The sequence below is a fragment of the Segetibacter koreensis DSM 18137 genome (assembly GCF_000374045.1).
Lineage (GTDB): Bacteria > Bacteroidota > Bacteroidia > Chitinophagales > Chitinophagaceae > Segetibacter > Segetibacter koreensis.
Genome location: NZ_KB893315.1, coordinates 189180 through 212225 on the forward strand (window position 1 = coordinate 189180; position 23046 = coordinate 212225).

Annotated in this window: 19 protein-coding genes; 7 read left to right on the forward strand and 12 right to left on the reverse strand. The window is 37.8% G+C overall.

Annotated elements, in window-relative coordinates; all coding sequences use genetic code 11:
• Positions 1-111: 111 nt before the first annotated feature.
• The 12 genes from B154_RS0103420 to B154_RS0103480 all read right to left on the reverse strand — a co-directional run bounded on the left by B154_RS0103420 (position 112) and on the right by B154_RS0103480 (position 15734).
• Complete coding sequence (locus tag B154_RS0103420; protein WP_018611917.1) at positions 112-1248, reverse strand: acyltransferase family protein; 1137 nt, start codon at positions 1246-1248, stop codon at positions 112-114.
• An 18-nt stretch (positions 1249-1266) separates the two neighbouring features.
• On the reverse strand, positions 1267-1581 hold the full coding sequence (locus B154_RS0103425) for a hypothetical protein (RefSeq protein ID WP_018611918.1): 315 nt from the start codon (positions 1579-1581) through the stop codon (positions 1267-1269).
• A 201-nt stretch (positions 1582-1782) separates the two neighbouring features.
• Complete coding sequence (locus tag B154_RS0103430; protein ID WP_018611919.1) at positions 1783-2502, reverse strand: 3-keto-disaccharide hydrolase; 720 nt, start codon at positions 2500-2502, stop codon at positions 1783-1785.
• A 2-nt stretch (positions 2503-2504) separates the two neighbouring features.
• Positions 2505-3902 (reverse strand): Gfo/Idh/MocA family protein, encoded by a 1398-nt coding sequence (locus B154_RS0103435; protein ID WP_018611920.1) that lies wholly within the window; start codon positions 3900-3902, stop codon positions 2505-2507.
• Between the two features lie 258 nt (positions 3903-4160).
• Positions 4161-6365, reverse strand: a complete 2205-nt coding sequence (locus B154_RS0103440; protein ID WP_018611921.1) for a carbohydrate binding family 9 domain-containing protein — start codon at positions 6363-6365, stop codon at positions 4161-4163.
• A 53-nt stretch (positions 6366-6418) separates the two neighbouring features.
• Positions 6419-7489 carry a dipeptidase gene (locus B154_RS0103445; protein WP_018611922.1) on the reverse strand — a complete coding sequence of 357 codons (1071 nt, stop codon included), beginning with the start codon at positions 7487-7489 and terminating at the stop codon, positions 6419-6421.
• Between the two features lie 120 nt (positions 7490-7609).
• On the reverse strand, positions 7610-8740 hold the full coding sequence (locus tag B154_RS0103450; protein WP_018611923.1) for a D-TA family PLP-dependent enzyme: 1131 nt from the start codon (positions 8738-8740) through the stop codon (positions 7610-7612).
• 9 nt (positions 8741-8749) lie between these two features.
• A complete protein-coding gene (locus B154_RS0103455; protein ID WP_018611924.1) occupies positions 8750-9220 on the reverse strand; it encodes a RidA family protein in 471 nt (156 codons plus the stop codon).
• A gap of 39 nt (positions 9221-9259) precedes the next feature.
• Entirely contained in the window at positions 9260-10573 is a 1314-nt protein-coding gene (locus B154_RS0103460) for a gluconate:H+ symporter (protein WP_026259929.1), read from the reverse strand.
• 96 nt (positions 10574-10669) lie between these two features.
• A complete protein-coding gene (locus tag B154_RS0103465; RefSeq protein WP_018611927.1) occupies positions 10670-12004 on the reverse strand; it encodes a Gfo/Idh/MocA family protein in 1335 nt (444 codons plus the stop codon).
• Positions 12005-12448: 444 nt separating this feature from the next.
• Positions 12449-13861, reverse strand: a complete 1413-nt coding sequence (locus B154_RS0103475) for a T9SS type A sorting domain-containing protein (protein ID WP_018611929.1) — start codon at positions 13859-13861, stop codon at positions 12449-12451.
• A 508-nt stretch (positions 13862-14369) separates the two neighbouring features.
• The gene (locus tag B154_RS0103480) at positions 14370-15734 is read right to left on the reverse strand and encodes a glycosyltransferase (RefSeq protein WP_018611930.1); all 1365 of its coding nucleotides are present in this window, start codon (positions 15732-15734) and stop codon (positions 14370-14372) included.
• 327 nt (positions 15735-16061) lie between these two features.
• Between B154_RS0103480 and B154_RS0103485 the strand changes: the two genes are divergently transcribed.
• The 7 genes from B154_RS0103485 (at position 16062) to B154_RS0103515 (ending at position 23008) form a co-directional block, all read left to right on the forward strand.
• A complete protein-coding gene (locus tag B154_RS0103485; RefSeq protein WP_018611931.1) occupies positions 16062-16673 on the forward strand; it encodes a TetR/AcrR family transcriptional regulator in 612 nt (203 codons plus the stop codon).
• 7 nt (positions 16674-16680) lie between these two features.
• Positions 16681-17979: a TolC family protein gene (locus tag B154_RS0103490; protein ID WP_245542541.1), complete on the forward strand. Its 1299-nt coding sequence runs from the start codon at positions 16681-16683 to the stop codon at positions 17977-17979.
• A gap of 10 nt (positions 17980-17989) precedes the next feature.
• Positions 17990-18937, forward strand: coding sequence for an HlyD family secretion protein (locus B154_RS0103495; protein ID WP_018611933.1), 948 nt, complete (start codon positions 17990-17992; stop codon positions 18935-18937).
• A gap of 52 nt (positions 18938-18989) precedes the next feature.
• Positions 18990-19907: an ABC transporter ATP-binding protein gene (locus B154_RS0103500; protein WP_018611934.1), complete on the forward strand. Its 918-nt coding sequence runs from the start codon at positions 18990-18992 to the stop codon at positions 19905-19907.
• Positions 19907-20656: an ABC transporter ATP-binding protein gene (locus B154_RS0103505; protein WP_026259932.1), complete on the forward strand. Its 750-nt coding sequence runs from the start codon at positions 19907-19909 to the stop codon at positions 20654-20656. Before B154_RS0103500 ends, B154_RS0103505 begins: the two co-directional genes overlap by 1 nt.
• A gap of 130 nt (positions 20657-20786) precedes the next feature.
• On the forward strand, positions 20787-21893 hold the full coding sequence (locus B154_RS0103510; protein ID WP_018611937.1) for an ABC transporter permease: 1107 nt from the start codon (positions 20787-20789) through the stop codon (positions 21891-21893).
• Positions 21890-23008 carry an ABC transporter permease gene (locus B154_RS0103515; protein ID WP_018611938.1) on the forward strand — a complete coding sequence of 373 codons (1119 nt, stop codon included), beginning with the start codon at positions 21890-21892 and terminating at the stop codon, positions 23006-23008. Before B154_RS0103510 ends, B154_RS0103515 begins: the two co-directional genes overlap by 4 nt.
• Positions 23009-23046: the final 38 nt, after the last annotated feature.

Below are 23046 nucleotides of genomic sequence, written 5' to 3' on the forward strand. Positions count from 1 at the left end.
TAATTTAAAAGCTTTATTTGTAATAAACGTTTTTTCTATGTTTTATATATTGATGATGAAACGTTCATCTTAATCATCATGCTGATTATACTCTTCATCAAGCAGGTTTTGCTAAACCCTAATATAGATTTTCCTTTTATTTAACCACCATCCAACGCTCCAGCAAAGGAGCATATAACAAATGGCAAAGAGAAATGAACCGATTGCACCAGGAGCAACAACCTGGAAAAGGATATCGTTAATCCAATTGAAAAAGCTCTGCTGAGGAGTAATACGGATCATATATAATATAGTAACTAAAATCTCAGATAAGATATAAATAAACAAAGGATTCTTACCAAACACAACAAAAAAGTTAGTCCAGTTGAGCGTGTTTATTTTTTGTATTTCAACGATATAAATTAATGCCGAAATCAGGAGCAGGTCAATGCCTGTAGTAACCAGCACAAAAGAACTTGTCCAAAGTTTCTTATTAATAGGAAAAATCATATTCCACCATAACGCAAGAAAAATCAACAAGGCACCGGTAAGCATTAATCTTGAAATAGTTTCAAATCCCTTACCTTTTTGCTGAATGAATCTTCCTGCCATATAGCCAATAAAAACATTTACGATTGAGGGCAAAGTTCCTAACAACCCTTCCGGCTCAAAAGGAACTCCTTCACCGTGATAGATATGATTGTTTCCCAACAAAAATTTATCAATATAAATCCCGGCATTACCCAACATACTGAAAGGCTGTGCATGATTACCGAAAATGAGCAACAAGACCCAATAGCCGATTAGCAATAGTATACTGGTTATAATTGCAGCCTTAGTTGATAGATAATGGATCATCAAAGAAGCAAAAAGGTAACAAAGAGCGATTCTTTGCAAAACTCCTAAGATTCTTGTATTAGCAATCGGAGCACTTGTGATATGACCTGCATTGTCTAAACGAAAAAAAGGAAACCAATACATTAAATAACCAATTAGAAAAATGAGGGCCGCACGCTTAAATACTTTTGCAAGAAAAGCCGAGTTGCTTATTTGCCTGTATTTGTCAAGCGAAAAACTCATTGCATTGCCAACGGCAAATAAAAACGATGGAAAAACAAGATCAGTTGGGGTAAAACCATGCCATGCAGCATGTTCTAACGGACTAAATGGTATGGCGCCACTCCCGGGCGTATTGACTATAATCATAAAGCAAATAGTCATACCGCGAAATACATCCAATGAAAGAAACCGCTCGCGTTGGGTACTCATAAAAGAAATTGATTGTAGTTAATTGTTTATTTGAGAGCTAATAACAGATTTTCCATCGGGTGTAAATACTACAAATGCTTCTTTGTTTTGTAAGGCGCCTGTAGAATCTTTGTAAGTAATATCTAATGTATACCTGATAGGATTTTTAAATTCTGCATCGGGCGCCTCATGTAAAGTATCTTCTTTGAAAGCTGTAATATCGAAAGCTTGTATATTCTTTAATTTTTCCCTTATCATGTTCTTAGCAATCAATTGTCTTTTATCCCTCTCAAACGAATTGTTTTCACAACTAAAAACCAAGATCGTAAAAAGAAACAGAAATATAAATTTCATAAAAGAAAAGAGTTTAGGAAAGTTGATAACTGCTAATAGTGACTTAATCTATCTGATGTTTTCCACTGAATAATTACGTTAATTACTTTCTCCAAGGGAGAGGGCTCTGTACAAAAAAATTATGAGCCTGTAATAAGGTTCGGCTATAAAATAATATAATTAAACAGTCCCGATTTTATATCGGGACTGTTTAAAAAAAATCTACAATTGCTTTATCTTAATGTTCTTAAACCACGCTTCACTGCCGTGATCCTGCAGTGCGATATAACCTTTTTTAGCCATACCGTATCCTGCTGCATCTTTAAATTTCCCATTCATTTTGTTCTTTTTCCATTCTTCACTTCCAATTTCATACTCCACTATTTTTTTTCCATTTAACCAATGCTCTACATGACCTTTATTTACTACAATTTTAGTATGATTCCACTGGCCAACTGGATTTGGCTCAGCAGTAGGGGCAGGATTCAGTGCGTAATTAGCTCCCGTTTTTTGCCAGTCTTCAATTTTCTCAGGAAAGTTAATATCATCAATGATCTGGTATTCAGGACCACTCAAATATGAGCTTTCATTATCTTCTGTTACCAGGTATAAAATGCCGCTGTTTCCTTTGGGAGAAATTTTCCAGTCAATTGATAACTCAAAATTATCGTATTGCTCTTTGGTCATTAAATCAGCATTTATTGACCCATAGTTCGCAGCACTTCCTTTACTGTGAAGCGTGCCGTTGCTTACTTCCCAGGATTTAGAAGGTTTATTTTGATAATAGCGCCAGCCATTTTTTGATTTTCCATCAAATAACAATTTCCACCCCTGCTGCCTTTCGGCTTTAGACAACGTATTGTCAGCTGTCATTTTATAGGTATAAGAGGAAAATGCTATCGCAGCTACTAAAACCCCAACAAGAAAAACTTTTGTTCTCATAATTATGCTTTATTGTTTATTACTTTAAGATTAACAGGATCCCATTGCATTATTTTATTATTGAAATAACTATCGTTGCACAACAAGGCAGGAGCTGCAGCATGATAGCCAAATACGGGATCTTCCACTACAGTACCTTTATTGCGGATAGCGTTGGACCAATTGTAAAAGTGGTCGAAGTGAGCACCTTTATAACCTGCGGCTGCGGCATATTCTGTTTTTTCAGGGGGTACCAACGACATTGATTTACGATCGTACACATACTCCTTACCACCATTAGCAGCCGCGTTACTTTTTGCCAAAGGGTCATTTTCATCAATGTGTTCACTGTTTCTGTAAAGTGTTACTTTATCCCACTCAACAGTCATTGAACCTTCGCTGCCTACCATGCGCAAGTAGTTTGTACCGCCTGTGCCGTCAACAAAATTTACTCTTAATGATAGATTAAAAGCAGGATGAACCTGTGTTTCAGGATAATCGAACATACCCAGCATAACATCAGGCACCTCTCTGCCATCTTTCCAATAGCGTAAGCCACCTGTAGCCATTATTTTATTCGGCCCCAATGACCCGGTTACGAAATGCAGGCTCGAGAACAAATGAACAAATAAATCGCCTGATACTCCTGTACCATAATCTCGGTAGTTTCTCCACCGGAAAAATCTTGTGGCATCGAATGGTCTTTTATTGGTATTGGCTACAAAAGTATCCCAACCGACAGTTTGTGGCGAAGCATCTGCAGGTATGGGGTATTGCCATGCACCTGTCGGTGACATGCGAGCCCAGAACCCTTCAGCATAGTTCAATTTACCAATAGCGCCATCTTTTAAAAGCTGTTTTGCCTTTTCATTCCCTAAAGAACTCAATCCCTGGCTGCCCACCTGCATTACAACTTTATTTTTATCTCTCGCTGCTATTACAGCCGGCCCTTCTGTAATATCATGAACCATTGGTTTTTCACAATACACCGACTTGCCACTGTTCATTGCGGCAACCGAAATGTCTTTATGCCAATGATCGGGCGTTGCGATTATAACAGCATCTATATCTTTTCTTTCAAGTATTTGCTTGTAATCACGCGTTGTTGAGATATCGTTGCCCCATTTCTTTTTTGCATCGGCAAGACGTCCATCATACAAATCACAAACAGCTACCAGTTTTATTCCAGGAACTGTAATAGCTGTATTAGTATCCGCAGTGCCCATACCGCCGGCTCCGATTAAAGCAATTTGCAACTGGTCATTAGCTGAAAACTTTTGACCTTCCCGAATGAGTCCTTCAAGGTTTCGTTGCCGGTCTTTTGCAGTTACAATGGCAGGAATCATAGATGCTCCTACTACTCCTTTTGTAAGGTTTGTAATGAAAGAGCGCCGTGAATTTTCGTTAGAAGTTTTTGACATATTTATTTTATTAGCTCGCTAAAATTAAATAGAAGTGTGATAACAATCTATTTATAAAAAATTTTATTATTAATGATATTCTATTGTAAGCTCATGTTTACCCGGTTCAATTGATTCATTTTTTTGTGAAACCAGCTTTATTGCTCCTATTTAGCGCCTGTTGCGTCGCACTCTTGTACATTTTTACCATAATCACCAAAAGCGGAAATTATGAAAATCCATTCAGAAATTTTAATTGGGTTACTTAAAAATTGATTTTTATAAATTCCACCAGTAAGTCCATTTTAGTACCATTGCCCTGTTTCTGACGGAAAAAGGCGCCGGATAATAGTTGTCAGTATAAACAAAAAACAAATCGGAAGCGGGTTTATACCTCCATTGCAATCGAGTATTGAGATTGATATTTTTTTGCTGATCGTTATACTGAACAAAAGTTGTAAAAAATAATTTATTCGTCATCGTTACATCAACTCTTGGCCCAATCAGCCAAAACGAACGGTTACCCCAGGGTTGCGGTAACTTTATATTGTTATAACTCGTGCTCATCGCAATGCTTACATACGGCTGAAACCTATAGCCTAAATCTGCAGTCAGGTTAAGGCGTGTTCCATTTTCATAATAACCACCATATCGGGTAGAAAAACCATAAGTAAAAACACTTTGTGGCATAGAAACAAATTGTGTTCCCCATGCATTCCAGCTATGTTTGGTACCCCGGGCAAGGGTATCTTTGGTAAAATTAGTGGGGTCAAAAGGCTGCAGTAACTTCACATAATCGTGGCTAACCCAGGCAGAAAAAGTACTACCTTTTCTAAAAGTAGTTAAATAATTAAATACTCCTTCATCATCAGTTTTCTTAAAGGAAGTATTGAAATACGAATAGTACATAACACTTGGTCCGTGGCTCAACACCATACCACCCGAAGGGAAAAATGTATAGCCCACCTGCGGGTTTAATTTTATATAACCCTGCCTTGGCACATAGCCCACTTCGGCATTATAATTTTTGCCTACATACTCATGTTGCCAAAACAAGAGCAACTTTCGCCCGAGGTACTGAATATGAGCTGCATGTACAATATCATCGCCAGATCTTCCGGGAGAAAAAGACTTCAAAAACATTGCTTTGCCTGTATATTTATTATTGGGAGAGGCAAGGTTGTATTCGAGCCCTATGGTGCGATTGTAATCGCTGTAGACAGGTTTTGTTGTGTCTTTGCCGGGTGAGTAATTTAAAGATTGCTTATTTATAAAGATTAAGCCAATGTTAGACCGTGAAAAAACCCGCCGTTGAACCGCAGCGACAGTAAAATTTTGAGCTGGCAACCCCGTATTATCAACACTTCCTGTCTGCATATCCATGACGCCCAATCGCCAGTTTTTATCAGGCTTTCCGCTTAATCTCGCACCAAACTGTATCGGAACTCCGAGACCAATACGCCTTGAGAAAAAAGGGCGGATGGAAGCATACCCAAAGTTGGCAAAGAGGTCTCCGTTTTCAAGAAAAAACTGGCGCTTTTCCGGGAAAAATAATTCATACCTGTCGAGGTTTGTTACCTGCTTATCCACCTCCACCTGTGAAAAATCGGGGTTAACTGTAAGGTCTAAATTAAGCGACGAGGTCAGCGCTATCTTTGCATCGACACCAATATCTTTTCTATAATTCGCCGGTTTGTTCTCTTCATGGTTCCTTGTAAATCCTCCCAATGCGTAAGGTATTAGTGATACGTTTGAACCGGCAGTCGGCGGCGGCTGGTCCCATATAAGTATGCCTGAATAAGCAAGAGAAGCAGTTGGAAATTGCCTTGGCACAGGTGCCCATGAGCTTTTCTCTGATGTCTTTAAATCTAAGCGGCTAAAGTTAATTCCCCACCTGGTAATGCCTTTTTTATAGCGTATACTTTTAAAAGGTATTGCCAATTCAAGTATCCATTTATCATTATAATTTTTTACTGCTGACACCCATTTATTATCCCAATTTAAATCTACTGATCCGCCTCCGTACATCATTCCATCCCATTGGGCACCTGCTGAATTAGTGCCAAATGCGAAACCGTTTGTCTGGTCATCAAAAGGATCCATAAACATAAGGAAATTGTCATTTTTACCAAAGACCCAGTCGTTCCTCAATGACTCCACGTAATTAGGACCGGGAACTGACTGGAAGCACTCGGCGATGAGGTAAAGATTATGATCATCATAGGCCATACGTACTTCGGTATGCGCTTTAGCTGACCCGGTATCCATCGGCAACACCATATAAAAGTTCTTGGCAACCTCTGCATTTCTCCATGTTTCTTCATCCATTATGCCATCTACTTTAACAGGAGAAGAAGCCCTGGTGACATGTATCTGGAATTGCTCATTCTTTTTCTGAGCTTTTAAAGAGAAATAATTTAAAAAAACAAAAAACAGAACAAAAACAATCTTTATAAAGGAACAAAGAGTAAAACATTTTTTCAAAACAAACGCTTTTTTAAGATATACTAATTATTATTAAAGAATTCCGAAACCTGTCACTTCCATGCGTTTTTTATAAACCGCAGCCAATTATTATGCATGATATTTTCTACATCTTCCTGTGAATACCCACGTCTAAGAAACATTGCAGGAAGTGTTTGCAGATCGGCAATTGTTTCAAGATCATAAGGAGCTTGCTCTCTTCCATATGCTCCATCTAGATCAGAACCAATACCAACATGCAACGTATTACCTGCGAGCTGACAAATGTAATCTATGTGATCTATAATTACTTCAAGATTGCATTTCATTTCTTTAGGCAACGAAACTCCTCTTTTCCAGCCAGGCACCATCATCCAGGCATCCAGTGCTCCGCCAATAACAGATCCTCTCTGTATCAATGCTTTAATCTGATCATCACTAAATTGCCGGTTATGGTTTACAATTGAGCGAACATTATTATGGCTTGCCCAAATATGGCCATTAAAATGATCAAGTGCCTGCCAAAAGCTGTCATCGCACAAATGGGTTGCATCTAAAATAATATTTAAACGTTCCATTTCTTTCAGCAGCTCTATTCCGTTTGCTCCCATAAGGCCTGTTGCATCTGTTCCATTTGCATACCTTCCCGGGCCATAATGAGCAGGACCAAGAGCACGCAAACCATAGTTCCAGGCCTTTTCCAGATTTCTGACACTTATTAAAGAGTCGGCACCTTCAAGACTTAAAATGTAACCGACGGGTTTTGCATCATTAGGTTGGTTGTTATTCCATAACTCTATGTGGCTATTGAGCGAAGTAAGATTGTGTACCTGTACCATTTCACCTGCTTCCTCCATTGCCTTGTACCAGGCCAGTTGGCCTTGTGTTTGTGCCCATGCCTGTTCTGGAGAATGCCAACCAGGTAAAGAATTGTCAGGTGATACATAGCGCGCAATTTGTGTAGCTACTACCAAACCTATATTGCCTTTTCGTAATTCGGGCAATGAAACAGTTGCGTTTCCACGGTCAGGCTTATCCCTCATTCCTTTCTCCCTTTCATTGATATCACTAACCGGCTTTCTTAAATCACGGTTCCACTCAAGGGCATTCATACTAAGATCAAGATGTGCATCTATTATAAACATATAGGCAATCGCTGTAAATTTTTATTGAGAAGATTTTATAAATTCTGTTATATAAATGTCTTAGTTGTTATAAGACACGAAGGGTCAAAGTTCAGAAAGAACAAATACAAATATCTACAACTACACATTAATCTTTCTATCTCTTGCAATTGTCTTCCATTCCTCTGCCACCTCACGATTTTTAACAATTAATGCCCGCTCGTACAACGCAACGGTAGGGCAAATATGTACCGGTAATCCATATAATACGTCCCCTGTTTTGTAAGAATGGCCTTCGGGCACTTCTGCTACCAAATGCTCTTCACTCTGACCTACAAATTTTAAATTCGCAGCATTTAAAAAAGTTACACGATTTGCCAACTCATTTTCAGCGGCTATTGATTTATGACCAAGATCGAGGCATATAATATTTTTTCCTGGAAAAGAGATAATACGTGAAATAACCAGTGCAGCAGTTAAAAAAGGCTGCTCAGGACAAATGCGTTGATAACCGGCATCCCAATAAATAAAAGTTCCGGGGCTACATTCTACATCTCTTCGCTTTGCATGCACCGGAAAAGTTGGTGAGCCTCCGGCAATAATAACAGGTTTTGGAAAACCATGATTTATTAGTTCATTTCGAGTAGATTCAACTAATTTGAAAACCTCATTACACTTTTCACTTCTTTGCTCAAAATCCTTTATACGAATGTGTCCGTCATAAGCATGTAATCCCACAGGTTTTATGCCTTTTAAATTTACACATCCTTTGTACAGTTCTACTGCATCATTACCGGCAGCAATACCGGTACGATTCATGCCGACATTCAAATCGATATAAACGGCAATTTCAAGGTTATTTTCAACCGCATCTTTAGCAACACTTTTTGCAGCCTCATAATCATCAACTAAGCATGAAAATGTAGTAGCCGGATAATTTTTGATCAATGCAATAAAACGCTTCAGTTTTGGGCCAACAGGCTGATAAGCTAATAATACATCAGGAGCATTTACCATTGCAAGCATTTCGGCTTCTGCTATAGTAGCACATTTAAATTTGCTAATTCCGGCTTCCATCATTAGCAATGCAGCTTCTTTTGATTTATGCGTTTTTACATGAGGCCTCAATCTTTTTACATCATCAATCATTGTTGTAAGCAGACGAATATTTTCGACTACTCTTTCCCAATATATTACCAACGCAGGAGAATCAACTGTATCAATATTATTAATGAAATACCACTCTTTTTCAGATTCGTTTTTACTGTTCATCTATGTACATTAAAACAACTCAAACAATGCTTCGATTTCCACAGGAATATTATCAGGCAATGATCCCATACCTACTGCACTTCTCACCCCTACTCCATTTTCTTCACCCCAAACAGTTTTAAAAAGTTCGCTGCAGCCATTAATTACATAAGGATGTTTTCCAAAATCAGGCACACAATTGACCATGCCTAATACCTTTATAACACGCTTAACTTTATCAAGGCTTCCAAGATTGGTTTTAATGGTTGAAAGTATTGTTAAGCCGACCTGGCGTGCAGCTAATTTACCCTGTTCCATATCCAAATCAGCGCCTATTCGACCAATTATTAATTTCCCGTCTGCCTGCACAGGGCCATGACCAGAAACATACAGATATTTCCCATCAATAAGGTAAGATTTATACACGCCTACAGGTGAAGGCGCAGGAGGAAGAACTAACACTGTTTCCGCAAATCGCTGTTCTGCATTTATATTTTCCATGAAAATTTTTTAAAATAAATTAAAAATCTAAAACTATGATCATATAATAACATTTAAAATCAACACTCCAATTAATCCTACCACCGCTACAATTGTTTCCATAGCAGTCCACGACCTAACGGTATCTTTTATACTTAAATTAAAATATTCTTTAAAAAGCCAAAAACCAGAATCGTTTACATGTGAAAAAGCTAAACTACCGGCACCGATAGACAATACCATTAAATTAGGATTTGAATGCGTCTGCACTATCAGTGGTGCTACAATGCCTGCTGTTGTTAAACCTGCAACAGTAGCTGATCCTACACATATCCGAATGACTGCTGCGATTAACCATGCGAGAATAAGTGGTTGTATATGAAAGCCATTTAATTGCCCTGCGATTTGATCACTTATGCCACTGTCAGTTAATACCTGTTTTAAAGCACCTGCGCTGCCAATTATCAGCAAAATCATGGCGATTTCTTTTACCGCTTCAGCGTAAATTGACATCACTTCTTTCATTGATTTTCCCCTTTTTATGCCTAAAGTATATGTTGCTACGGCAAGAGAAATAAGCATAACAATAGCCGGGTCAGCAAAAAAAGAAACAACCTGTTTTATACCTGCAGACAATGAAAACATAAATGGTAACAAAGTAGTGACCATAAGAAGTATAACCGGTAACAGTGCTGACAAAAGACTTGTTACGGCACCAGGTAATTGGTCAGCCGATAAAGACGGCGGCTGAAAGGTTTGCAGAGGCAACGCCTTTATATTTTTTAATGTTCTGGAGTATAAAGGGCCGGCAATAATTATAGCCGGAACAGCCAGGATGAGTCCATAAATTAAGGTAAGACCTATATCAGCATGAAACTGTACCACCAAAGCTGTAGGTGATGGATGAGGAGGAAGAAACCCAAACGTAACAGATAATGCAGCCAACATAGGCAAACCAATATAAACTGCTGGAAGCTTATACTGGTAAACGACAGAAAAAATCAAAGGAACCATCAGTACAAAGCCCACTCCGTAAAACAGAGGTATTCCTATAATAAATCCTGTAACTACCAATGCCCATCGAACATATTTTCTGCCAAATGCATTCATCATAAATGCGGCAATTTTTTGTGCGGCACCACTGTCAGCGACTAATTTACCCAGCATAGCGCCTAATGCTATAATAATAACCAATGAACCTAGTGTATCACCAATTCCTTTTTGCACAGAACCCATAATGTTATTAAAAGGTATTCCGAGCAAAAGCCCTGCAATGATTGAAATCATTAAAAAGGCAAGCAATGGACTAAGTTGTGCCCATGAAATTAAAAGTACAAGGCACGCGATACAGAAGAAGATTATTAAAAATGTCATTCGCAGTTAGTATCTGAGTAAGCAATACAAGGCGTTTCCCTCTAACACCTTGTATTGTCGCCAAATGCTTAGAGAGGGATATGAATCAAAATTAAATTAAACTATCTTAGGCAATTTATACCCGTTGTGATATTCTTTTATCATATATTGCTTGTTAACATCTTTATCTGTAAAAGCATGATTTGCATCGTCCCACTGTAATTTTTTTCCGCTCCTGAAAGCAATATTTCCCATTTGCGCTACTGTTGCTACGTGCGCACCTGCCTGTATAGGACAGTGAAGGTCTTCCATTTTACGTGACTTAACAACACTTACAAAATTTTCCCAGTGTTTATCAAGCCCATTATCAGAAGATTTCTCGAATGGCTTACTTACCTTGCTCTTACTTTGCTTTTCCTCTATTACTTCCCACCCTCCACGATTTAATATCAATGTTCCATTATTGCCAATGTAGGCAATACCGTGATCGCGGTTATAGGAGCCGTTGTCGATACCCATCGCCGAATCCCAAACCATATTAAAGCCGTCAAATTCATACAGTGTAGTGAGTGTATCAGGTGTTTCTTCGTACAAATCGGGGTAAGCAAAACGTCCCCCAAGTGCGGAAACTGATTTAGGCACAGGCGACTTCATACCTAATAAACCATAGTCTAAAAGATGTACGCCCCAGTCAGTCATAAGACCTCCCGCATAATCCCAGAACCAACGAAAATTAAAATGAAAACGGCTGGAATTGAAGGGACGTTTAGGCGCGGGACCTAGCCATGTAGCATAATCCACTCCGGCAGGTGGCGCTGTATCAGGAACAACTGGGCCAGGCTTCATCCATCCCTGGTAACACCATACCTTAACAGTACGAATATTGCCCAACTGGCCGCTTTGTACAAAATCAACCGCATCTTTAAAATGCTGTTGACTGCGTTGCCACTGGCCTGCCTGCACCACTTTGTTATAATGTTGCTGTGCAGCTACCATGGCCCGGCACTCACCAATTGAATTACCTACAGGCTTTTCTACATATACATCTTTTCCGGCTGCACAGGCATCCATCATGATCAGTGCATGCCAATGATCGGGCGTACCGATAATAACGGCATCCACATCTTTCTGATTCAGCAATTGACGATAATCTCCGTAAGTTTTCACTTTTGAGGCATCAACATTCATCTTACCTAAATCAGCTAATCGCTTATCGATTACATTTTTATCTATATCGCATATAGCCACAAGGTTTACACCGGGTACTTTTAAGGCTGCAGTTACGTCTGACCAGCCCATTCCGTTTACACCAATGGCGCCAATATTTAATTGATCGCTTGGCGCGATACGATTTTTAAATATGGCAAAAGCCTGGTTGTTCACTGCTGAAGCTAATAAGCCACCACCAACCATAGTGGCAGAACTTTGTAAAAATTTTCTACGATTTGACATTGATTTATTTTTTTCAAATGGAAGCAAATGGGAAAATTACAGAATTTTAAATAACTACCATTTATTTTATCATATCTTTTATATGTTAGTATATGTTAGCACTTGCCTGTGTTTATGCGAACAAAAATAAAAATTGTATTAAATAATTATTTTTAATTGAAAATAACAGAAGCAAAAAAAAGCACAAGATTATTTCCTTCTGCGAAGAAAGGAAAGGCTTTGACTTTAACCTGAAGAATTCTAATAGTTTTTATAATAAAAATTTTAGGCAAAGATCTTTTAGCAATTTAAAATGCGGATGGTTTTAATCTTTTAAAAGGAACTCTTTTAAATATGAAATAAACATAAAAACCCGTAAAAAACTTTACGGGTGTGAGACCTTTTTGGGTTTTAATAATTAGAATAGTTTTTTCAATTACAAATAATTAAATTTCTAATAAATTTCTATTCGACCAATACCAGTTTATTTATCACCGTTCCTCCTTCATGTACCTGTAGCCTGTAAATTCCCCTGCTGAATTGTTTGCCTGTTAAGATACTGTATGTTGCGGAGCTGCCGTCGTGATTTATGAAACCCGCATATAACTTTTGCCCCCCGTTATTGTAAAGACTTATCGCATAGCTTCCTTTATCGAAGTTGCTTAACTGCAAACCAATAACATTTCCTTTTACCGGGTTTGGAAATATGGTTATACGGCTGTTGCCTTTATTGTTTATTACTTTGACTACCTGGCTGTACGTTACAGCTCCTGACTTCTCTGTTACCTTTATACGATAAAAGTTGTTATCCGAGTGTACATTACCATCGAACCAGGTATAGCTTTGTGTAACAGCGTTATTACCTTTTGGCCGTACGTTCGCCGCTTTATTGAATTGCTGCCCATCAATAGATTTTTCTACATCATATCTATCTATGTTTGTCTCCGTTTCCGAATTCCAATCTACCTGTATGCCTTTGTCCTTCTGGGAAGCTTTTACATTAGTAAGCGTCACAGGCAATAAACCGGCTGGTTTTAAGACAATAGAAAAACGGTCGGAAGGAACAGGTTGTATGTTGTTTGTAAAAGGTATGAGCGTGATGGATGACAGATCAACCGGAGTTTCAGTATTTAAATATAAATCTCTCAATGTTGCTGATACCAAAGGTGAGAAATTAGAACCTACCAATTTTAAGTAGTATTGTTTTTGCTTTAACCGTAACACTTGTAAAGGCAAGGTATCGTTTGCAGTTACCATGGGTCTGCCTTCAATACTTAGCATTGTTCCATTTCGGTTAATGGCAACCCCCTCAGCGCCATTGGAAATTTTAAAAGCATCTTCATCACCAATAGCTGCTGAATAGTTATTTCCAAACACTGCCGTCAGCCCGTCTAGTGAAATTTGTCGGTCCCCCTCATCTGTCAACAACTGAACAGATAATTTAGTTAGAGCCGGGTTTAACTTGTTTATTCCGGTGCCTGTTGCCTCTACATTAAAAGACATAGCGCTACCGGTTACAGGAATCTTACTATTATAGACTTTAGCTGAATCAGGAGAGAATTTAATATAGATAAGTTGCGTGATCCTGCCACTGTTTGGGCTAACTGTAACTGAAGGAGAATATGTGCCATCAGGAGTTAGAGAAAAAACATAACCACTAAGCGGACCTACTGTAACGTCAGAGCTTACATTAATTCCAAATAAGGTAAAATATTTATAATCTGAAGTGCTGTTGACATATACATTGCCAAAGTCTGGAATAACAGAAGGCTTGGCACTTACGTACGGAATTTGCAATTGCCCCCATCCACTTACTACTATTAAACTCAAAATAATTGGCATTAATAGAACATATCGCAGACGTAAATTTCTTTTCATCGAAGGAATTAAAATTTTAATAATTGAATGATTTCTATAAAAAGATGTATTAGAAAATGTTCTTGAGTTATGATGACAATTGCATTTGGAAAGTTGCAATATTTAACCTTAAAGTAGGGTCACCAGACGAGATTTTTCTGTGGTAAAGTGTGAGATCGCCTTGCGATATTTCTACCCTTTGTAAAAATGGCCGGGGAAAACCCCGGCCATTTTAAAACAAACAAATAAACCACTATATCAAATGACATCTTAACCCTACCAATACAGGCCGGGCTGTGCCAAAAAGGCTATTAATACAAACGCTCTCATTAAAAACAGTCTTACTACCTTTCCTTTTGATGTAAATAAACACATAAGCACTTAGGAAAGGTACAAACGGCAATTCTTCTCCCAATAAACTTTTCCCTGTAAAAAGGAATAGTTGAGATACCATAAGAGCCGGTGCAAAGAATTATTACATTACATAGTTGAATACCAAATATAACACTACAAGCTTTACTATAAATGCTTAAACCAAAACTTCGGCCTGGTAGCTATTTGCTTTTTCTTTATAAGAAATTTGATTTTCCAGCAGTTGCGCTACATATTTTTCACATATTTCATTCGGATCATATTGTTTGAATTCTTTACCAAGCCGTTTTACATTCTTCGCGTATGAATCACTTTGTAAGACTGCGTCAACACTTTTTCTTAATTGAAGTACGGTAGGTCTTTCGGTCTTAAGATTAATGCCCAAATCAAAATATCCCACTCTTGCATTAATCTCATTTTTTCCTTCATGTACACCAGCCACTACCATAGGCAGTTGATGTTGTATAGATAAAAGAACTCCGCCATATCCCCCGTTTGAAACATATACGTCTGCATAAGGCATTACATCATCAAAAGGGATAAAATCTTCTATAATTATATTTTCCTCGGGGTAACGTTTTCTCAACTCTTCAGTATAGGCACCGCCAGTAGTAGCAATAACGAGGCAATCGGAGTTTTTAAATGCTTCAAGAGTTGGCACAATAAGCTTCTCAATATCTTTTTCAATTGTGCCTTGTGTTACAAGAATAACTTTATCGTAGTGGCTTAACTTTTCATTGTACCAGCTTTCTCTTTCTTTCTTTTTTGTGTAAGGCAGCAGCGGACCAATAAAATGCACATGACTGCTTAAGTCACTTCTCTTGTATTCAAAACCCGGAGTGCCGCTTTGTAGTACCAGTGTTGATTTTTGTATAAGTATGTCAAATATGTTGGCTTTCCCCGCATCAATTCCATGTTGGGCCAAAAGGCCCCACATTACTTTAGTGGGTTGCGCAAAAAGTAATTCGTCGGCAATAAAGCGTAAAAAGCTCTGTTTTATTTTGCCAAAAAACGAATAAGAAGGGGTGATACCAAGGCCGGAGGGAGCCAGATCTTTTGAGGTTTCGGGAAGCGGAACAACGCTGATGGAAATAACCGGAATATTCATTTTTTCTTCTACAAAAGGAATAGCGCCGAAAGTGATGTCAGCAATCATTAACTGAAAAGGAAATTCCTCGTATATTTCCAATATGTCTTCATAATATTCCGTAGAGCGCAGAATGAAGGCGTTTATCATATCAAATTTCAACTTGCTTACCTGGCCTTTGTATTTTTTCCTTTCGGGAAAAACGTCGTTGATTTCCGCATGGGCACTTACATCTACGGCTCTTTGCAAACCATAAAAAGGTATATCTAACCTGGCAATTTTTTCGGCATATGTCTTTGAAGTGTACCAACGCACATCGCACCCAATATTTTTTAAATGAACAGCCAATCCTGTCAGCGGATTGAAGTGACCATCGGCAGGGAAATTGGCAAATAATATTTTTGTTCCCGGTTGTATCGATGAAATATATTTCATACTTTTTTATTTATAACTAGTTTACATTTTACTGCTAAAGTAGAAGCTGCAATAAACCTTTTCAAGCCATATACGTATGAATTGCTTTTTTTACTTAATGAAGTGCAGAGAGGAAAAAACAAGTTGCGTTCTTATAAAATTGCATGCCAAAAATTCTTGTTCGATGTAACCGTTACCTAACAAACAAGTATTGATATTTATTGGAAAAAGTCATTTTCTTAACCAAATCCTTTTAAATATTTTTTTTACCACTCGTCATTTTTCTACTGAATTTTTTTTGAAATATTGATTTTAAACGTACTTTTGTTAACCAAATGGTTAAACTAAATGGGTAAAGAGAAAGATTTAACGACGGAGCAAAAAATACTGGAAGCAGCCAGGAAGATTTTTTTAACGAAAGGATTAGATGGGGCACGCATGCAGGATATAGCCGACGAAGCCGGCATTAACAAAGCCATGTTACACTACTATTTTAGAAGTAAGGATAAATTGTTTGAACAGATTTTCGCAGAAGTGGCAGGGCACTTCCTGCCAAAAGTTTTGGCCATATTTGAATCGGAGGAAACGGTGTTTAAAAAGATTGAAACTTTTTGCATTGAATATATAAACCAGATTAATGAAACGCCCTATGTGCCCATCTTTATTTTAAACGAAATCAACCGACATCCTGAAGAATTTTTGAAAAAGGTTTTTGGCAATAAAATGCCCCCAGTTGGCAAGATTATAAAACAACTGGAAAAAGAACAAAAACAGGGAATTATTAAAAAAGTCGACCCATTACAATTGTTGCTAAACATGTTATCGCTTTGTGTTTTTCCTTTTGTTGCACGCCCTGTGATACAATTGATTGCCGGGATGGACAGAACCCAGTTTAATACAATGATCGAACAACGAAAAAAAGAAGTTCCAAAGCTGATTATTGACTCAATAAAGAAATAAATTTTTTATGCAGTGGTTAACTAAACGGTTAAATAGTACGGTTAAATTATGTATGACTTTCTTTATATTATTGTCATGTTTTTATGTACATGCGCAGGATAAAAAGTATTTATCGTTGCAGGAAGTCTACCAGTTGGCCGAACAGAATTATCCTGTTATAAAGCAAAAAGGTTTGATACAGGAGACAGAAAACCTTTCGCTCAAAAACCTAAACACAGGTTTTCTTCCTCAATTGGCTGTCAATGGGCAGGCCTCTTATCAGTCAGATGTTACAAGGGTAGATATTCCAATTCCAAATATTAAAGTTCCTTCTCAAAGTAAGGACCAGTACCGAGTAGTTGCGGAAGCAAACCAGCTTATTTATGATGGTGGACTGATAAAAGAACAAAAAAATATTCAGCAACTAAATTCTGCTGTTGAGCAAAGAAAAGTGGAAGTGGAATTATATAATTTAAAAAACAGAATTAACCAGATATACTTTAATATTCTTTACCAGGATAAGTTGCTAAAGCAAAATGAGCTTTTATTAAATAATATTCAAATAGGTATAACTAAAGTACAACAACAGGTAAATAATGGTACCGTTTTACGGTCGAACCTACAGGTTTTGCAGGTTCAGATGTTGCAAACCCAACAAAGGGCCATAGAAATCCGAAATACAAAAAAAGGATTAATTGATGCGCTTTCTTTATTTATTAATCAACCAGTTGATGAAACAGGACAGTTGCAAACGCCGGTAGTAGAAATAAGTTTGGACACATCTATTGCGCGACCTGAGATGAGGTTATACGATGATCAATCAGAGTTACTCAAAGAACAAAGAAATTTAATCGATTCGCGAAACTTGCCAAAAGCAAATGCTTTTGTACAAGGTGGATATGGGAGGCCGGGTTTAAATCTATTGTCTGACAAGTTTGATTTTTTCTATATCACAGGTCTTCGGTTAAACTGGTCATTAGGAAACTTTTACACATCGAAAAGAGAAAAAAGCCTGCTAAATATTAACAGGCGCACGGTCGAAATACAAAAGGAAACATTCCTGTTAAATACGCAATCACAACTAAAACAGCAACGGGCAGAGATTGCAAAATTTACTCAGCTTGTAGCATCTGACCAGGAAATTATAGAACTAAGAAGCAAGATAACAGAAGCTTCTAAAGCACAATTGGAAAATGCCGTGATTACTGCCAATGATTATTTACGTGAAATAAATGCGGAAGATGCAGCGCGGCAGGCAATGGCAACGCACCAATTGCAATTGTTACAGGCACAGGTAAATTATCAACTTACAACAGGTAAATTATAAACGACTTTTTATGAGAAGTAGATTCTTATCATTATTTGTAATCATTGTTTTTACCGGCTGTCATTCAAAAAATGGCACATTTGATGCATCAGGCAGTTTTGAAGTAGATGAGGTTATTGTATCATCTGAACTGGGGGGCCAGATACTGAGCTTCAGTGTGCATGAAGGTGATTCTTTAACAAAAGGGCAAGTGGTAGGAGCTATTAATTCTGATAACCTTGATTTACAAAAAGCCCAGGTAGAAGCAAGTATACAGGCGCTCTCAGAAAAAACATACAATGTAACCCCACAGATAAAGTTATTACAGGACCAGTTGGCTGTGCAACAATCGCAATTAGACAACTTGATACATGAAAAAGAAAGAACAGAACGACTTGTAAAAGCTGATGCCGCAACCGGAAAACAGCTGGATGACATAAATGCTCAAATTGATGTTATCCGCAAGCAAATGAATGCAACCGAACAGCAAATAAATGTTCAAAGAACTACAACATCTACATCGAACCGAAGTATTATGAGTGAGCGAAAACCTCTTCAAAAAAAGGCCGCACAATTAGAAGAGCAGTTATCAAAATCAAAAATTATAAATCCGGTAAATGGAATCGTTATTACCAAATATGCTGAACAAGGTGAAGTGACTTCACCTGGAAAAGCTTTGTATAAAATTGCAGATTTATCTGTGATGACATTGCGTGCGTACGTAACGGGAATTCAGCTTCCCCAAATAAAATTAAATCAAGCGGTACATGTATTAATTGATAATGGTGCAAAAGACTACAAAACTTACAATGGAACTATTACATGGATATCAGACAAAGCTGAATTTACGCCTAAAACTATTCAGACAAAAGAAGAACGAGCCAACCTTGTTTATGCAATAAAAATAAAAGTAAAAAACGATGGCTATTTAAAAATCGGAATGTTTGGTGAAGTACAGTTTAAAAATAAAAGTGAATAGTTCCGACTTATTTCTTTCAAGATTTATGGGGTAAAAAGTAAATTAGATAAAAGTGACAGCAGTAGCAGTAAATAATCTTTCTAAGGTGTATGCAACAAAAAAAGAAACTATCGATGCGGTTCAGCATGTTTCTTTTGATGTGGCACGAGGTGAGTTGTTTGGTATCATCGGCCCTGATGGAGCAGGCAAAACATCGCTGTTTCGTATGCTTACCACTTTGTTATTACCAGACGGTGGGTCTGCAACCGTTGATGGTTCTGACATTGTAAAAGACTATGAAGCCATAAGGCAGAAAGTGGGTTACATGCCGGGCCGGTTTTCACTTTACCAGGATTTAACTGTTGAAGAGAACTTAAACTTTTTTGCTACCATCTTCAATACTACTGTCGGGGCAAACTATGATATAATAAAAGACATTTATGTACAGATAGAGCCTTTTAAGAAAAGACGTGCAGGGAAACTGTCTGGCGGTATGAAACAGAAGCTTGCTCTCAGCTGTGCCCTTATTCACAGGCCTGTTGTTCTGTTTTTAGATGAACCAACAACCGGTGTTGATGCAGTTTCGCGCAAAGAATTTTGGGAAATGTTGAAAAGGCTCAAACAACAGGGAATTACCATTCTGGTTTCTACTCCCTACATGGATGAAGCAGCATTGTGTGACCGGGTTGCTCTTATGCAAAAAGGTAAAATACTATCAGCAGGTACACCTGCAAGCATTATCAATGCATTCAACAACACCATACTGGCAGTAAAGTCAGAAAAAATGTTCCAGCTATTACGTGATTTAAAGGCGTGGCAAGGAACTGAAGACAGCTATTCGTTTGGAGAATATCATCATGCGGTTATGAAAAAAGAATTTAGCGAAGAGCAATTACAAAATTACCTGGTAGAAAAAGGACATCCTGATGTAGAAATCAAGCCAACACAACCAAACATTGAAGATTGTTTTATGCAATTAATGCAGAGCTAATGGATACAGAAAAGATTATAATAACAGAGAAGCTTACAAAACGTTTTGCTGATTTTGTAGCCGTAGACGCCATCTCTTTTTTTGTAAATAAAGGAGAAATATTTGGTTTTCTGGGTGCGAATGGCGCCGGTAAAACCACGGCTATGAGAATGTTATGCGGTCTTTCTAAGCCAACTGCAGGCAAAGCCACCATCGCCGGCTTTGATATATACCGGCAAACAGAAAAAATCAAAAAGAATATCGGCTACATGAGCCAGAAATTTTCTTTGTATGAAGATCTAACCGTAAAAGAAAACATTCGTTTTTATGGTGGAATTTATGGAAAGAGCAACATCTTCATTAAAGAGAAAGCCGCTTTACTGTTGCACCAGTTGAAGCTGGAAAAAGAGGCAGATAAACTGGTAGGCGATTTGCCACTGGGATGGAAACAAAAGCTGGCTTTTTCTGTAGCTATATTCCATGAGCCTCAGCTTGTTTTTTTAGATGAGCCAACAGGCGGGGTCGACCCGGTGACACGAAGAGAGTTTTGGAACATGATATACGAGGCCTCTGAAAGAGGCATTACAATTTTTGTGACAACACATTATATGGATGAAGCCGAATACTGTAGCCGGGTGGCAATTATGGTAGACGGAAGGATCGAAGCATTAGATACACCTGAAGTTTTAAAATCAACTTATACTGCAACAACAATGGACGATGTGTTTTTGCAATTGGCAAGGAAAGCGCAGAGGTCTGAACTTGGATAAAATGAGATTTACAAGATTATTGTGAAACCCAGAAGTTCTTACAATTTAGAGTCTTTGTATCGCTTCCCTTTCAGGAAATAGCAGTCTTCCTCTATCTTAATGTGACTACCGGTTTCTAACAATTTGAATTATGAAACAATTTATATCATTTGTAAAAAAAGAGTTTTTACATATTTTAAGAGATACAAAAACACTTCTCATACTGTTGGGCATGCCTATAGCTTTAATTATGATTTTTGGCTTTGCTCTGACTACCGAAGTGAAGAATTCAAAATTTGCCGTGCTTGATTTTTCAAAAGATGCTGCTACCGAAGAAATTATTAATGAACTGAATGCAAGTCGCTATTTTGACCTGGTGGCGGCATTACATACATACCAGGATATTGAAGCAATATTTCATAAAGGCAAAGCAAAAATGATCATCGTCTTTCCTCCATCATTTAAAAGTGATTTGCAGCATTTTAATACAGCGCCGGTACAAATTATTGCTGATGCCTCTGACCCTAATGTTGCCACTACGCTTACCGGCTATGCCACTACTATCATAATGGATTATCAAAAGCGGGTAACCCACGACAGGAAGTTGCCCCATACGATTAACACACAGGTACGCATGTTGTACAATCCGCAAATGAAGGGTACGTATAGTTTCGTCCCTGGTGTTATCTCTATGATTTTAATGCTGGTTTGCACCATGATGACAGCTATTACGGTTGTACGGGAAAAAGAAACCGGAACTATGGAAGTGTTGTTGGTTTCACCGGTACAGCCAATAAAAGTCATATTGGCAAAGGCTGTTCCTTATTTGCTTATTTCAATAGTAAATATTATCAGCATCTTGTTATTAAGCGTTTTTGTATTGGACGTTCCCATAAGAGGCAGTTTGATTTTATTATTAAGTGAAAGCATTTTATTTACTATCACTTGTTTATCATTCGGGTTACTCATTTCTACTTTAACTGACTCCCAGCAAATGGCGATGTTCATTTCATTGACAGGATTGTTTTTACCTACACTTATGCTAAGCGGATTTTTATTTCCTATTGAAAATATGCCAATGGTATTACAAGTAGTGTCAAACATTGTTCCTGCAAGATGGTATTACCAGATTGTGAGGGCAGTGATGATTAAAGGTTTGCCTTTGATCACTGTCTGGAAAGAAACATTTATTTTAACCGGCATGACTGTTTTTTTATTGATGGCAAGCTTAAAAAACTTTAAAACAAGGCTGGCATGAGAACACTACAATTTTTATTGCAAAAGGAGTTCCGGCAGATCTTTCGCGATCCGGCAATATTGCGGGTCATTTTTGTTGTACCTGTATTGCAATTGTTATTGCTGCCGTGGGCTGCCGATTATGAAGTGCGAAACATAAAACTAACCATTGTAGATCATGACCATAGCGACTATGCCCGGAGATTAATTTCAAAGGTAACAGCCTCAGGGTATTTTCAATTAGACCAATACACCGATTCATATAATAAAGCATTAAAAGAAATTGAAGTAGATAAAGCAGATGTAGTAGTAGAAATACCGATAAACTTTGAAAAAAACCTGGTACGGGAAAATGAAGCTACTTTATTCCTTGCCATTAATGCTATTAATGGAGTAAAGGCGGGTTTGGCATCGTCTTATTTGCAAAGCATTATCCGCGATTTTAATAATCAAGTACGAACTGAATGGATACAAATTCCACGCTTTAGTCCCGAAATAAACATTGATGTACGTTCCAGCAATTGGTTCAATCCTCTAATGAATTATAAGTTTTTTATGGTTCCCGGTATTTTGGTAATGCTCGTAACCATAGTCGGGTCGTTTCTTACTTCACTAAACATTGTAAAAGAAAAAGAGATAGGCACCATTGAGCAAATAAATGTTACGCCGGTAAAGAAATATCATTTCATATTAGGGAAACTTATTCCGTTTTGGATATTGGGTCTATTTATTTTAACCATCGGTTTGTTCATAGCTTGGTTGCTGTATGGTATTGTTCCTGTTGGGAGTTTATTTACAATTTATGTTTTTGCGGCCGTTTATCTTTTAGCCGTTTTAGGGTTTGGCTTATTAATTTCTACTTTTTCTAATTCTCAGCAACAGGCAATGCTGGTGACTTTTTTTCTGTTTATGATATTTATTCTTCTCGGCGGTTTATATACACCCATCGACAGTATGCCCGTATGGGCGCAATGGTTTACAAAATTTAACCCGGTAACATATTTTATAGAAGTGATGCGGCTGGTAATTTTAAAAGGAAGCACCCTTAGTGATATTCTTCCACACATCAGTATCATTCTCATATTTGCTTTTGTTTTAAACACGTGGGCAGTAATTAATTATAAAAAGAGAGCATAAAGAATATGACGTTACTTGCTTAGTGTTACTCCTCTTTT

What these genes read in the sequence shown, in the direction of transcription:
- B154_RS0103425 (WP_018611918.1), bottom strand. Translation starts at nt 1,581, where the DNA reads ATGAAATTTATATTTCTGTTTCTTTTTACGATCTTGGTTTTTAGTTGT.
- B154_RS0103420 (WP_018611917.1), bottom strand. Translation starts at nt 1,248, where the DNA reads ATGAGTACCCAACGCGAGCGGTTTCTTTCATTGGATGTATTTCGCGGT.
- B154_RS0103445 (WP_018611922.1), bottom strand. Translation starts at nt 7,489, where the DNA reads ATGTTTATAATAGATGCACATCTTGATCTTAGTATGAATGCCCTTGAG.
- B154_RS0103430 (WP_018611919.1), bottom strand. Translation starts at nt 2,502, where the DNA reads ATGAGAACAAAAGTTTTTCTTGTTGGGGTTTTAGTAGCTGCGATAGCA.
- B154_RS0103505 (WP_026259932.1), top strand. Translation starts at nt 19,907, where the DNA reads ATGGATACAGAAAAGATTATAATAACAGAGAAGCTTACAAAACGTTTT.
- B154_RS0103480 (WP_018611930.1), bottom strand. Translation starts at nt 15,734, where the DNA reads ATGAAATATATTTCATCGATACAACCGGGAACAAAAATATTATTTGCC.
- B154_RS0103455 (WP_018611924.1), bottom strand. Translation starts at nt 9,220, where the DNA reads ATGGAAAATATAAATGCAGAACAGCGATTTGCGGAAACAGTGTTAGTT.
- B154_RS0103495 (WP_018611933.1), top strand. Translation starts at nt 17,990, where the DNA reads ATGAGAAGTAGATTCTTATCATTATTTGTAATCATTGTTTTTACCGGC.
- B154_RS0103460 (WP_026259929.1), bottom strand. Translation starts at nt 10,573, where the DNA reads ATGACATTTTTAATAATCTTCTTCTGTATCGCGTGCCTTGTACTTTTA.
- B154_RS0103490 (WP_245542541.1), top strand. Translation starts at nt 16,681, where the DNA reads ATGCAGTGGTTAACTAAACGGTTAAATAGTACGGTTAAATTATGTATG.
- B154_RS0103510 (WP_018611937.1), top strand. Translation starts at nt 20,787, where the DNA reads ATGAAACAATTTATATCATTTGTAAAAAAAGAGTTTTTACATATTTTA.
- B154_RS0103485 (WP_018611931.1), top strand. Translation starts at nt 16,062, where the DNA reads ATGGGTAAAGAGAAAGATTTAACGACGGAGCAAAAAATACTGGAAGCA.
- B154_RS0103465 (WP_018611927.1), bottom strand. Translation starts at nt 12,004, where the DNA reads ATGTCAAATCGTAGAAAATTTTTACAAAGTTCTGCCACTATGGTTGGT.
- B154_RS0103435 (WP_018611920.1), bottom strand. Translation starts at nt 3,902, where the DNA reads ATGTCAAAAACTTCTAACGAAAATTCACGGCGCTCTTTCATTACAAAC.
- B154_RS0103450 (WP_018611923.1), bottom strand. Translation starts at nt 8,740, where the DNA reads ATGAACAGTAAAAACGAATCTGAAAAAGAGTGGTATTTCATTAATAAT.
- B154_RS0103515 (WP_018611938.1), top strand. Translation starts at nt 21,890, where the DNA reads ATGAGAACACTACAATTTTTATTGCAAAAGGAGTTCCGGCAGATCTTT.
- B154_RS0103475 (WP_018611929.1), bottom strand. Translation starts at nt 13,861, where the DNA reads ATGAAAAGAAATTTACGTCTGCGATATGTTCTATTAATGCCAATTATT.